This is a genomic window from Erwinia tasmaniensis Et1/99, assembly GCF_000026185.1.
GTDB classification, from domain to species: domain Bacteria; phylum Pseudomonadota; class Gammaproteobacteria; order Enterobacterales; family Enterobacteriaceae; genus Erwinia; species Erwinia tasmaniensis.
The window spans coordinates 1-14,153 of the sequence record NC_010694.1 but is presented as its reverse complement, the minus strand read 5'-3'; the positions used below and the strand labels follow the sequence as shown (position 1 = coordinate 14,153).

Genomic DNA, 14,153 nt, shown 5'->3' with positions numbered 1-14,153 from the left:
AATGGCCTTTTTCTTCTGCAGTAAAGCATTTGAAGAAATGTATGGTCAGCTCTGAATGTGAATAAAAAGGGATGGAACCGGCTTCAGTGGTTTATGCAATGAGCGGGTGACAACACCTGTATTCAACACGTAATGACATCTTAATATGATAGCGCTGTATAAAGACCATTTACTGATATCTTCTGACTCATCCCTCTGAAATAAAATCGATATTATTCACTAATACTTTCATTTAATCACTCTTTGAATAGAAGGGGCGCTATTTTGATTGAAATAAAAAGAGAAAGAACTGAACAGCCCACCCTGTCCGTAGACGATATTCATCATGATGACGCGCACAGGAGTGGCGAAGCATCAGCACTGACCGATCGGCTTGGAGCGGTGCAAAAAAGCGATGAGCTGTTGTTACAGTCATGCCGTAACGCATCCCTGGGAAACTTTGCCTTTCGGGTAAGGAATGTACTGAGATGCGGCATTGCATGGCGTCGTCGCGGCGACAGTGCAGAGAATGTTGAACTGGCAGAGGGAATAGCTGAAGGTAAGGCCCTCTATCGACAGGCGCAAAGCCTGCGTGATGCTCAGAATCAAACAAACCCGCAGCCGCTGCCATTATTACTTAGGAGTAAAATGGGCCTCGCTATGGGTGCTGCCGTGATGCTGAGCGGCACCGGGTTAGTACTAAGGGAGTTTAGCCAGCATGGGCGTTCAGATACAGCTCCGGTGAATAATGCTGATGCCTACCCGGATACCTCAACAATGGCAAATACGCCAAGGCCAGCAGATTTATTCAATGATATTGCCTGGCAATCTCATCCAGCCATTAATAGCCACAGACATAGCAGACGCGATCTGGCCGTTGCAAAGACACCCGATCCGATAGTACCGAAGCCAGAGGTAATTAAAAGGAAACTTTATGATTTTTCATGTGCTGAAAAGCGGAAAACGTTGAGTTTTTCAGACGTTCTACGCAATATCGCTGATACGTTGAAAAGCCCAATGAAGAAAACGGGGGAAGAATGGCAAATTGTTTATAACTATAATTATCTTAAAATAGGATGCCCGGATCCGGGGGGGAAGATGTATCTGCTGAACATTATGCATTATATTGATATTATATCTAAGACAATCCTGCACTCCTTCCCACGGTTCATTCCCTTAATGATATTGCAAAATATCATCCCTCCTGTTTTGAAATCAATCGCAGACAGACTGGATGGTAAAGAAATGAACGTTGAATTAATATTAGAAATCAACAGGGAGTTTCTATCGGTATCGCAAATGCTTTCTGCTTCACTTGATTTGCACAGCATAAACCTGCTCAGCATACAAAGAGAAGGGGCTATAGAGAATATTATCCCTGAAAAACTAAAAATAAGAAATGGCTTCGTATCTGTAGAAGTTGATGGTGGTGAGTTCAAAATTAATCGGGACAAAGAAGGTGTGTATACTTATGACTTAGTGGAGAAAGATCTTTCTCTTAAAAAGAAGTATATTAACTATTATCGTGATGAGAAAAAATGGAAAAGTGATAAAAACTCCATCACCATGACCCCCGACGCTTCAAATATTGATTCAGTATTTGAAGCAGGGAGAAGATTGTTATCCAATGCGCGAAATGAAGCAAAAAGAACGGGAAATTATCTTTCTTCAGCCGAATTCATCTCTACTGTGCTGACCAAAGCAGGTTTAATCAAAGATAAAATACCAGGTTTATCTCGAAACGATGCCGATCTATCCCCTTTCCCTTTGAATCAGTTGGAAGAAGTAAGCAGAATAACGAATAAAATTCAACTATTACAGCTGAAGGCAGGGAGCATCGTCATTTTTATTGAGCATAAAGATAACGGAAAACAGATTGAACATGCCATGCTGGCAACGGGAAATGGGTTATTTACGGGCATCAATAATGAAATGCTTGGTGACGAATTTAGACACAATGGCATTACCCTTACAGCCGAACAGTTGGGGGAGTTCACCGATAAAATACTGATAAATAGTGATAAGAGAAAATTTAAGTTGCTGGCAGGATTAGTTAAAAGTACAAAATTACCTTTTTTAAACAGCTATAAAGATGCAGTATTGAGTCTGGACAGGGAAGCTTACAATGCGGGTAGTGTTTATGCTATAGGATCCGTTTTATCGAGAGCAGGAGATATATCACCAGAACTTTTATCAGTTATGCGTGATGGAATACCCAATAAAGTCCCTATCCGAACCTTTATCAAAGGTCAGGATAAATGGATGAACAGCGAGGACTTCGCTCCTCCGCCACCGGGTAAGATGATTTTCATGACGCAAAGACCCGGTGAGGAATACGAAAATGGAATATTTGCATTACGCCTCAATGAAGAAGATTTTTTTATACCTGAACTACTCCAACCTGCGTTAAAAATGGGGGGAGGAAGCACAATATACAAATTAGATGAACTTAAATATAATATTAAGGAGAGAGAGCTTTGGGTAAAGCCTGTGGGCTTCGATTTAGAAAACACCAGAGTACAGGCTCTACTGGGTAAACACGCAAGATTTTATGCATTTGGTAATATTTTGCATATTCGGGCACATGGGTTACCGATGACGGTTAACTATATGTCCCCATTGGAGATTGCTAATATAATAAGAGGCCTTGCCATAATCAAACAAATAGATCTCATTAAAATTGAGACAATCATCCTTGAATCATGTTTCGGAGCTGCTGGGTATCCCTCTATCGGCAAATCCCTTTCAGCCATCCTGAATAAAAAGGTCACTGCCTACCGGGGTACGTATCGTACTGCTTATGGCGCAGACGGAGAGGACAAAGTGACCTATCATCCAACGCCTTTGAGTCAACTGGAGACTCTTTCCGTAGGTATCGCTGAAAGAAACATTAACTTTATACGAAAAATAAGGGGGATCTATTCTTATCTGAAAAATACCCTCAAAGAATCCATCCTTTTCTCGCCAATGAGACCAAAACGCAGCACTCGATATTTTAGCCGATTATTAATAGATGTTGGCAGGCTGGTTTTAGGTAGAAAAGATACAGAAACGTTCATTAAAGACAATGATTTTTTTTATGGACACAGTGAAAGAGACAGTAAATTAATTCATGACTACATAGCGAAAGTCACACCAGAAGACAGTATGATTTTCTTCGAAATGTGCATGAATATTATATATATTAGTCAGGAAGCAACTTCATACCTCGATTTTTATTTAAGCACGCCTCTTACTGATAATTATTTCCCTTTAGGATTAACCGCCGCCCCCGATGAAGATAATAAAATAGATGTAGGGTTTAATAAAAACGTCACCACGCCAGAACTTATCGATCTGGCATATACCATGGGTATATCGACTGAAAACATGTATCTTGCGCCAAAGGAATGGAATGACTTTGGTTTTCCCGGTGATATTTTTATCAACACAAAAGGAAATAGATATTTCGAGTTAAGGAAAACAGGACTTCCATCAGGCCATTTCTGGAAATACCCAAGTGATGCCAGCGACGATGAAAACTGGCTGTACGCCGGTCGCCACCCTGGAACACTGGCGCAGCCGAAAGACTGGTATGAATATGGCAAATCTGGCTCAGTTTTCTATGGTGATAAACATGGCTATTATACTCTTAAAACCGGAGGCAGACCCTCAGACCATCAATGGTTCTTTCCTCAGAATGGTCTGTCTGATATGCATTGGGAATTTATCACCTGGCAAGCAGGCACGTTTAAAACACCCAGGGCCTGGGAGGATAAAGGCGTTGCTGGAAACGTCTATTACTCTCACGTCAGCGAGTCTTTCTATATCTTGAAAAAAAGCGGTGAACCATCGAGACATAGCTGGCATTTTCCTGGCGGTGAGAAGGACGATGCAGACTGGATTTACGCCGGGAAAAATCAGGGAACCCTGGATAACCCAAAAAAATGGAATGAATACGGCCAAGTGGGTTCAGTATATTATCAGGTTGGATGGGGATATATGAGCCTTACAGCCGACGGCAGGCCATCAGACAACCTCTGGTTTTTTCCGAATGCCGGTGAATCTAATGAGTTATGGATATTCATATGTTATGAAGTGGGCTCCTTCACATCGCCCAAGCTGCCGAGTGTTGAAGGTACCGCTGGCGAAGTCTATTACTCTGAAGATAATCAGTTTTTTTATATTTTAAGGACAGCAGGCAGGCCATCGAGTCAGGGCTGGCATTTCCCTGTTTGTGAGGCAGAGGATGCGCACTGGATCTGCGCTGGAAAAAACCGGGGAACCCCAGAGTCACCTAAAGACTGGACGGAGTATGGGAAAAAAGGATCGGTATACCATGATGCTGAAGTGGGCTATTTGACCCTTAAATCCGAAGGCAGGCCATCAGAGCTTAGCTGGTCTTACCCGGTTGGAGGAGAGTCGAACGAGCGCTGGGAATTCATCTCTTATGAAGTGGGTTCCTTCAACGCCCCTAAACACCGGGGTGTTAAAGGCACGGTGGGAGAAGTCTATTATGACCTTAAGAACCGATTTTTTTATATTCTGAAAAAAGAAGGTAACCCTTTGACCGAAGGCTGGTCTTTCCCTTCCGGTAAGACGGATAATGCCCACTGGATCTACGGCGGTGAAAACAACGGAACCCTGGACTCACCTAAAAACTGGTATGAATATGGCAAACCCGGCTCGGTATACTTTAAGTTTCTGACGGGCTATTTGACCCTCAAAACAGAAGGCCGGCCGTCAGATCATGATTGGCACTTCCCTGATGGGACATCCAATAAGCACTGGAAATTCATCTCCTGGGAAGCGGGCTCCTTTATCGCACCCAAAGGACCAAATAAGGAAGGGATCGCGGGAGAAGTCTATTATTCTGACGAATACAAATCGTTTTATATCCTGAGAAAGGCGGGTAATCCGTCACTCTACGGCTGGAATTTCCCCCCTGATAAGACCGATGACGCCTACTGGCTCTATGCCGGGGATTGCAGGGGAACACTGCACTCGCCTAAACACTGGGCTGAGTATGGAAAAGCGGGCTCGGTGTACTATCTGGCTGGAAATGGCTTTTTGTCCCTTAAAACGGCAGGCCGGCCTTCAGACAATCAATGGATTTTTCCGGCTCCCGGCCTGTCTGACCAGCACTGGGAATTTATATCCTTTAAAGCGGGTACCTACACTGAACCCAAACGGCCGACGTCGAAAGGCGTCGCAGGCGAAGTCTATTATTGTTTCGATAACCGCCTGTTTTATATCTTAAGAAAAGAAGGTACCCCCTCTCTTAACGACTGGGATTTCCCTTCCGGTATGGAAGATAACTGGTACTGGTTCTACGGCGGGGAAAACAGGGGAACCCTGGCCGATCCCAAAAGTTGGGGGGAATACGGAAAAGTGGGTTCGGTATATTATAAATCCGGATACGGGTACCATATTCTGCAAACTGAAGGCAACCCGTCAGTCCACCACTGGTATTTTCCGCCGCACGGTGAATCAAATGACCACTGGAAACCGACTGAGCGATGGTGAACCTACGTGGCATGGTGCACAAAGCGCAGTGCAACCCAAAAGATCATCCCGCCACATCCTGGGAGAAAGCACCGTAATACCAACCCGGCCTGAGAAAACCGGGTTGGCGGATAAGAAATATCATTTTCCCATCGGCTAAATCTCTATCTGTGTCCCCAGTTCGATCACCCGATTAGGCGGGATTTCAAACTGATCGGGCGCGCGCAGCGCATTCTTTTGCAGCATCAGGAACAGCTTGCCGCGCAGGCGCAGATACCATGGTCGTTTGCCGAGGATCAGCGACTCATGCGACATAAAGAACGAGGTTTCCATCATGCGGCAGCTCAGACCTTCCAGACCGCAGCGGTGGAAAATTTCTTCCACGTTGGGCGTTTCGCGCCAGCCGTAGCTTGCCACCACGCGCCAGAAGGTGGGCGACAGCTGCTCGATAGTCACACGCTTCACGTTGTGCACGTACGGGGCATCCTCATTGCGTAGCGTCAGCAGCACCACGCGCTCGTGCAACACCTTGTTATGCTTAAGGTTGTGCAACATGGCGAACGGGATAACGTTGAGGGCGCGCGACATATACACGGCGGTGCCCGGCACGCGCACCGGCGGCGATTTCTCCAGTGACGCGATCATCGCTTCCAGAGAATTTCCGTGCTCATGCATACGGCGCAGCAGGCGGAAACGCTCACTTTTCCAGGTGGTCATCACGATAAACATCACGATAGCCAGCGAGAGCGGCAGCCAGCCGCCGGAGAGCAGCTTCACCACGTTCGCCGAGAACAGGGAGATATCGATGCACAGCATGCCAACCAGTAACGTTATCACCAGATAACGGTTCCAGTGCCAGTTCTGGATCGCCACCGTGCTGCACAGAATAGCCGTCAACACCATGGTGCCGGTCACGGCGATGCCGTAGGCGGCCGCCAGATTGCTGGAGTGCTCAAAGCCAAGTATTACCAATACCACCGCCATAAACAGCAGCCAGTTAATCACCGGGATATAGATTTGGCCCGATTCCTGCTCCGAGGTGTAAACGATACGCATCGGCGGCAGGTAGCCCAGGCGAACGGCCTGCCGGGTCAAAGAGAAGACGCCGGATATCACCGCCTGCGAGGCGATCACCGTGGCCAGCGCCGCCAGAATCAGCATCGGGATCAGCGCCCACTCCGGGGCTAACAGGAAGAAAGGATTTTTTATCGCTTCCGGGTGCTTCAGCAGCAGCGCGCCCTGGCCGAAATAGTTCAGCACCAGCGAAGGCAGTACCACGACAAACCACGCCAGACGGATGGGGAACTTGCCGAAGTGGCCCATATCGGCATACAGCGCCTCAACGCCGGTAATTGCCAGCACGACGGCGCCCAGCGCAAAGAAAGAGACAGATTGATATTCAATAAAGAAGTGCACCGCCCAGTAGGGATTCAGGGCTTGTAGCACCTGAGGGTTATCAGCAATCCCACGTGCGCCGAGCACGGCAAGCACGATAAACCATAGCAGCATCACCGGGGCAAACAGTTTGCCAACGATACCCGTGCCATGTTTCTGAATGACAAACAGCAGGGTCAGTACGGCGATAGCCATCGGCACAATATAGCGTTCCAGCGAAGGCGCCACCACCTCCAGCCCTTCCATCGCCGAAAGCACCGATACCGCCGGAGTGATCACCACCTCGCCGTAAAAGAAGCTGCCGCCGATCAGGCCCATGATCACCAGTATCGCCGTGGAGCGTGACCCGGTATAACGGCCTGCCAGCGACATCAGCGTCAGGATCCCGCCCTCACCGGCATTATCGGCGCGCATCACGTAACTGATATACTTTAACGAAACGGTCAGGATCAGCAGCCAGAAAATCAGCGATAAAAAGCCGAATACCGCATCGTGCTCCACGCCGAACCCAAACTGCCCGGAAAGGCATTCGCGCAGGGTGTACAGAGGACTGGTGCCAATATCACCATATACCACGCCGATGGCGGCCAGTGTGACAGCGCCCAGGGATTGCTTCTTCTCAGAACTCATAGATTTGTCTTTTGTTGCGGTGGACTCACGCAGGATTGCGCACGGTTCAGCTGCCCGTCAAAACGCGCACAGTATGCACGATCCATAATGAATACCTATCCTTAATTGCCGATAAAATGACATCATCCGTGGTCCTGTCACCCTTTGATAATAAAAAAGCTGACGACTCTCAACTCTTTCAAGCATCATAGCCAGTAGTGCTTGCGCTCGCCAGCCAACGATGCTGGCCTGACCGTAGAAAAGGATGAATGTTTGATTATGGCCCACTCTCAATTACTGGCAGAACGCATCTCTCGCCTTAGCAACGCTTTAGAGAAAGGACTCTATGAGCGTCATCATGCGATCCGCCTTTGCCTGCTGGCCGCGCTGTGCGGCGAAAGCGTGTTTTTACTCGGCCCCCCAGGTATCGCTAAAAGTCTGATCGCCCGACGGTTGAAGTTCGCTTTTCAACACGCGCGCGCTTTTGAATATCTGATGACACGCTTTTCCACTCCGGAAGAGGTCTTTGGCCCCCTTTCCATTCAAGCACTGAAAGATGAAGGCCGCTACCAGCGCCTGACCAAAGGCTATCTTCCCGATGCGGAAATCGTTTTTCTGGATGAGATCTGGAAGGCCGGCCCTGCCATCCTGAACACGCTGCTGACGGCAATTAACGAGCGCCGTTTCCGTAATGGCGACAGTGAAGAAAAAATCCCCATGCGCCTGCTGGTCACCGCCTCCAACGAACTGCCGGAGGCCGACAGTGGTTTAGAAGCCCTGTATGACCGCATGTTAATCCGCCTGTGGCTGGACAACGTGCATGAAAAGCAGAACTTCCGCAGTTTGCTCACCCACCAGCAGGATGAAAATCAAAATCCGGTAGCGGACTCGCTGTGCATTAGCGACGAAGAGTATAGGCAGTGGCAGCAGGGCATCAGTCAGGTCAACCTGCCGGATGACGTTTTTGAGCTTATCTTCCGGCTGCGCGAGCAGTTAGAGGGCCAACCTGAAGCGCCCTATATTTCCGATCGCCGCTGGAAAAAAGCCATCCATCTGTTACAGGCAAGCGCCTTCTACAGCGGGCGCAATGCCATTGCCCCGATAGATTTAATTTTGCTGAAAGACTGCCTGTGGCATGACATGGGGTCAATGAAACTGCTTGATCGTGAGCTGGATAATCTGATCACCCAGCATGCCTGGCAGCAGCAGCCAATGCTATTCAAGCTGCAACAAATCACAACGCGCCGCCTGGCATTACAGCAGCAGGAAAGCGTGGAGCAGGCCATTCGCCTGGAAAAACACGGCGGTATGTTCAGCCGTAAGCCACACTACGATTTGCCCATCGCGCTCGCCGCCGAGGCACTGACGCTGATGTTGCAAAAGCCGCTGACGCTGCACGAAATACCGGTGACGCATATCGCCTTACCCCGTGAAGCGCTGGAACACTGGCTGCAAAAAGGTGGCGAGGTGCGCGGCAAACTCAACGGCATTGGTTTTGCGCAGGTCCTTGACCTGCATGTTGACGATAACGACTGCCTGACGCTACGGGATATCAGCCTACAGGCTTCGCGCCTGATGCTGCCCGGTAAACCGCAGCAGGGGCTACCCGAGGAGATCTCACAGGCGCTGGATGAGCTGGACACCCAACTGCGGGCGCAGCGTACCCTGTTCAGCCAGTACCATCGCTGCCTGTTTATCAGCGATGACTGGCTGGCAAAAGTGGAGGAAAGCTTACAGCAGGTCGCTGAACAGCTGAAGCAGGCGCGCCGGTGATCTCGCTTGATACGCTAAGCCTTTTTCTGTCGATCAACGAGAACGATCTGGTGGAAGAGCTGGTGATGACGCTGCTGGCCTCGCCACAGCTGGCCGTCTTCTTTGAGAAGTTTCCCGTGCTAAAAAACGTGCTGACACGCGACCTGCCCCGGCACAAGGCGGATATTCTGCAACAGCTGAAATCCACCGCCGTACCGCCGCTGCTGGAAGCGGAGTTTCAGCGTTTTCAGCAGTATCAGGCGCTGAGCCTGCGCGATTTTAACGCCGGATTGCCCGATCTGCTGGCATGGCTTGCTCATCAGGCATCACCGTTTAACGAGAAGGCGCAGGCGCTGATCGCCAATAACGATACCCAGCAGTGCAATAGCGCACAGCAAACGCTATTTCTACAGCGCTGGCGTCTGAGCCTGACGTTGCAGACCCTGACGCTTAACCAACAGCTGCTCGACAAGGAACGGGAAAAGCTGCTGGCAGAATTGCAACAGCGCCTCGCAATGAGCGGCCAGCTGGCCCCGGTGCTGGCAGATGACGACGAGGCGGCGGCGGGCAGACTGTGGGATCTGACCCGCGGTGAATTACAACGCGACGATTATCAGCTTATCGTGCAGTACGGCGACTTCCTCGCCAGCCAGCCGGAGCTGCTAAAGCTGGCTCAACGACTGGGGCGCAGCCGCGAAGCGAAGCCGGTACCGTCAGACGATGCGCCCGCGGAAATTTTTCACCAGCCGGTGCGTGAGCCGGCCAGCGTGCCGGAAGAGGTCAATGGCCTGCACCAGAGTGATGATATCCTGCGCCTGCTGCCGCCGGAGCTGGCCACGCTCGGCATTAGCGAACTGGAGATTGAGTTTTATCGCCGGCTGGTGGAGAAACGCCTGCTGACCTATCGCCTGCAGGGGGAAAGCTGGCATGATCACATCACGCAGCGCCCGGTTGCCCACCAGCATCACGATCCGCAACAGCGCGGTCCGTTTATCGTCTGCGTCGATACTTCCGGCTCAATGGGCGGGTTTAACGAGCGCTGCGCGAAAGCCTTTTGTCTCGCCCTGCTCAAGGTGGCGCTGGCGGAAAAACGCCGCTGCTACATTATGCTGTTTGCCCACCAGGTCATTAGCTATGAGCTAACGGCTGGCGATGGCATCAGTCAGGCAATTCGTTTTCTCAGCCAGCGTTTTCGTGGCGGCACCGATCTCGCCGCCTGCCTTGAGGCGGTGTTAGTTAAGCTGTCCGATGTGCAATGGCATGACGCCGACGCGGTAGTTCTTTCTGATTTCATCGCCCAGCGCCTGCCGGATGCCTTGATAACACGCGTGCGCACTCATCAGGAACAGCAGCGCCAGCGCTTCCACGCCGTTGCCATGTCCGATCATGGAAAACCCGGCATCATGCGCATTTTTAACCATATCTGGCGCTTCGATACCGGGCTGAAAAGTCGACTGTTACGCCGCTGGAAACGTTGATCCATCCCCTTTGTCACCGTGCTGAAAAGCTTATTTGCTATAGTGATATATACGCTTTAGCCAATGGCAAAATGGGAGCACGACGTGACCGCGCAACAACACCAGACAGGATTACCCGCCCCAACCCGCATGCTGACGCTCAGCGGTGGCGATCCACAACAAAAACGACTGCAGATACTGAGCGACTTCAGCAAGACCTGGGAACTCTATGAAAGCCTGTTTGACTGCCTTACCGATGAGCGCGCCTGGTACACCAAGGCCATTTCACTGCGTCACCCGCTGATCTTCTATTACGGCCATACCGCCACCTTCTATATCAACAAGTTGATGGCGGGGGGGCTTATCGACGCGCGCGTTGACGACAGGATCGAAGCGACAATGGCGATTGGCGTCGACGAAATGAGCTGGGACGACCTGGATAACAGCCACTACAGCTGGCCGTCGCTGGCAGAACTGCGCGACTATCGTGGAAAAGTTCGCCACCTCGTTGAGCAGTTTATTCAGCAGATGCCGTTGACGTTGCCGATCGGCTGGGATAGCCCGGCATGGGTTATCCTGATGGGGATCGAGCATGAGCGCATCCATCTGGAAACCTCAAGCGTGCTGATCCGCCAGCTGCCGCTGGCGTGGGTCAGCGCCCAGCCGCACTGGCCTGCCTGTCCCGATGCGCGTCACGATCGTATGGCGGTGCCGGCCAACAGCCTGGTACAGGTCGCCGGTCGCCGCGTGACGCAGGGGAAAACGGATGATACCTACGGCTGGGATAATGAGTACGGCAGCCTGGTCACCGAAGTGAAGCCATTTCAGGCCAGCCGCATGCTGGTCAGTCATGCCGAATTTTTTGCTTTCGTTGCCGCGGGAGGCTATCAGAACCAACGCTGGTGGGATGACGAAGGCTGGGGCTGGCGTGAATTTTCCGCGGCGGAGATGCCGACCTTTTGGCGAGGTTCACCACAGCAGCCGGAAGAATTAAGGCTGCGCCTGCTGGCAGAAGAAGTGGCGATGCCGTGGGACTGGCCGGCCGAGGTCAATCAGCTGGAGGCTGCCGCATTCTGCCGCTGGAAAGCGGAGGAGACCGGCCTGTCGATCCAGCTGCCGGCGGAGAGTGAATGGATGAGCCTGCGCGAGCAGGTTGAGGGCGACCAGCCGGACTGGAATGATGCACCGGGCAATATTAATCTGGCCTGCTGGGCATCTTCTTGCCCAATAGACCGCTTTGCCCAGGGCGAATTCTTCGACCTGGTTGGCAATGTCTGGCAGTGGACCACGACGCCAATCAACGGTTTTCCGGGCTTTCGCGTCCACCCTTTATACGATGATTTCTCCACCCCGACCTTTGATGGCAAACACACGCTGATTAAGGGCGGCAGCTGGATATCTACCGGCAATGAGGCCCTGAAATCTGCTCGCTATGCCTTCCGACGCCATTTCTTCCAGCATGCGGGATTCCGCTATGTGGTTTCGCAACATCAGGAGAGCCTGCACTCCAACCCGTATGAAACGGACAGCATGGTGTCACAGTATCTCGATTTCCAGTACGGCCCAGAGTACTTCGCCGTGGAAAATTACGCCAAGGCGCTGGCGAAGATCGCCTGCGGTATCAGTCAGCACCACCAGCGCGCGCTGGATATCGGCTGTGCTACCGGACGTGCCAGCTTTGAGCTGGCGCGTCATTTTGAGCAGGTGGTCGGAATGGACTACTCGGCGCGTTTTATCGACGTGGCTCTGCAACTGACCCGCGGCGAAGATTTCCGCTATGTCACCCAGGAAGAAGGCGACCTGGTCGAATACCGTCAGGTGCATTTGCCGGACTTCGATCTCGGCCCGGAGCAGGCCAGCCGCATCCGGTTTGTACAGGGGGATGCCTGCAACCTGAAACCCCAGCAGGAAGCCTGGGATCTGGTGCTGGCCGCTAACCTGATTGACCGCCTGCGCCAGCCGGCGCGCTTCCTTGCGGACATCGCGCCCATGATCCGCCCCGGCGGCGTACTGATGCTCTCATCCCCCTATACTTGGCTTGAAGAGTTCACGCCGAAAGAGAACTGGCTGGGCGGCATTCGTGAAAACGGCGAAGCGCTCTCGACTTATCAGGCGCTGCAACGTCTGCTGGCCGCCGACTTTGAGGAGCTGGCCCCGCCTCAGGACGTGCCGTTTGTCATTCGTGAAACGGCGCGCAAATATCAGCACAGCGTGGCGCAGTTAACCCTGTGGCGTAAACGTTAGTCTACGGCGGGCATCGGAGGATGCCCGCTGTCACTTCCGCAAGCGGATTGCCATTTTGTTCACAATACCGCACATTAACCGCACCCCAACTGAATATCCGATAATAACGGAACCACTATGGCAGAGAATATGCAGCCAGATAACCTCGATCGCGGCATCCTGATAGCCCTGATGGACAATGCCCGTACCGCCTATGCCGAGCTGGCCAAACAGTTTAACGTCAGCCCCGGCACCATCCACGTCCGCGTAGAAAAAATGAAGCAGGCGGGCATCATTAAGGGCACGCGGGTTGAGATCGACCCCAAACAGCTCGGCTACGACGTCTGCTGTTTTATCGGCATCATTTTGAAAAGCGCCAAAAACTATCCCTCCGCGCTCGCTCGTCTGGAAGCGTTAAATGAGGTCGTGGAGGCGTATTACACCACCGGCCATTACAGCATCTTTATTAAGGTCATGTGCCGATCGATAGATGCCCTGCAACAGGTTCTGATCAACAAGATCCAAACCATCGATGAGATCCAGTCCACCGAAACCCTTATCTCGTTGCAGAACCCGATTATGCGCACCATTATTCCGTGATCGGTGCATAAAATTATCCACACCCCGATCGTGCCGTGCAACGCGGACGGTTTTGTCGTCATCCGTCCACTGCCTGCCTGACGGCGAATAAAAGCCGGGATAAACCGAGTCAGTGAACAAATAAAAAATAAGAAATACCCCTACTTACCCACAGGTAGATCCCAATCTGATCACAGCGTACAATGCCCGCCATCATCACACTGGGATCAGATTATGGCCGACATTATTTTAATCAGTGGCAGTACGCTAGGCAGCTCGGAATACGTGGCCGATCATCTGGATGAGAAGCTCTCTGAAGACGGTCATTCCACCACCACGCTTCACGGGCCAGAACTGGAAGAGCTGCCGCTGGAGGGGATCTGGATTATCGTGACCTCTACCCACGGAGCCGGCGAGCTGCCTGATAACATCCAGCCGCTGTTTGAGGCCATTAAGGAACGGCAGCCGGATCTAAGTCATCTGCGTTACGGTGCTGTCGGCCTGGGTAACCGCGAATACGATCTTTTCTGCGGTGCGATCCGTCAATTTGACGAGCTGCTCACCTCTCTGGGGGCTCAACGTATTGGCGATCGCCTGGAAATTGACGTGCTTGAGCATGAAATCCCGGAAGATCCTGCCGGAGAATGGATCGATAGCTGGAAAAAGCTGATCTAA

7 protein-coding genes are annotated in these 14,153 nt (G+C 51.5%); 6 read left to right on the top strand and 1 reads right to left on the bottom strand.

Annotation, left to right across the window (positions count from 1 at the left end; translation table 11 throughout):
* Positions 1-264: 264 nt before the first annotated feature.
* Complete coding sequence (locus tag ETA_RS01005; protein ID WP_042958502.1) at positions 265-5,484, top strand: hypothetical protein; 5,220 nt, start codon at positions 265-267, stop codon at positions 5,482-5,484.
* Between the two features lie 135 nt (positions 5,485-5,619).
* Here ETA_RS01005 and kup read toward each other — a convergent pair whose 3' ends face one another.
* The gene (gene kup, locus ETA_RS01000) at positions 5,620-7,488 is read right to left on the bottom strand and encodes a low affinity potassium transporter Kup (RefSeq protein ID WP_012439786.1); all 1,869 of its coding nucleotides are present in this window, start codon (positions 7,486-7,488) and stop codon (positions 5,620-5,622) included.
* Positions 7,489-7,746: 258 nt separating this feature from the next.
* Between kup and ravA the strand changes: the two genes are divergently transcribed.
* The 5 genes from ravA to mioC all read left to right on the top strand — a co-directional run bounded on the left by ravA (position 7,747) and on the right by mioC (position 14,153).
* The gene (ravA, locus tag ETA_RS00995; protein WP_012439785.1) at positions 7,747-9,240 is read left to right on the top strand and encodes an ATPase RavA; all 1,494 of its coding nucleotides are present in this window, start codon (positions 7,747-7,749) and stop codon (positions 9,238-9,240) included.
* Positions 9,237-10,697 carry an ATPase RavA stimulator ViaA gene (gene viaA / locus ETA_RS00990; protein WP_012439784.1) on the top strand — a complete coding sequence of 487 codons (1,461 nt, stop codon included), beginning with the start codon at positions 9,237-9,239 and terminating at the stop codon, positions 10,695-10,697. Before ravA ends, viaA begins: the two co-directional genes overlap by 4 nt.
* 63 nt (positions 10,698-10,760) lie before the next feature.
* A complete protein-coding gene (ovoA, locus tag ETA_RS00985; RefSeq protein WP_012439783.1) occupies positions 10,761-12,920 on the top strand; it encodes a 5-histidylcysteine sulfoxide synthase in 2,160 nt (719 codons plus the stop codon).
* Between the two features lie 117 nt (positions 12,921-13,037).
* Positions 13,038-13,499 (top strand): transcriptional regulator AsnC, encoded by a 462-nt coding sequence (gene asnC, locus ETA_RS00980; protein WP_012439782.1) that lies wholly within the window; start codon positions 13,038-13,040, stop codon positions 13,497-13,499.
* A 213-nt stretch (positions 13,500-13,712) separates the two neighbouring features.
* Complete coding sequence (gene mioC / locus ETA_RS00975; protein ID WP_012439781.1) at positions 13,713-14,153, top strand: FMN-binding protein MioC; 441 nt, start codon at positions 13,713-13,715, stop codon at positions 14,151-14,153.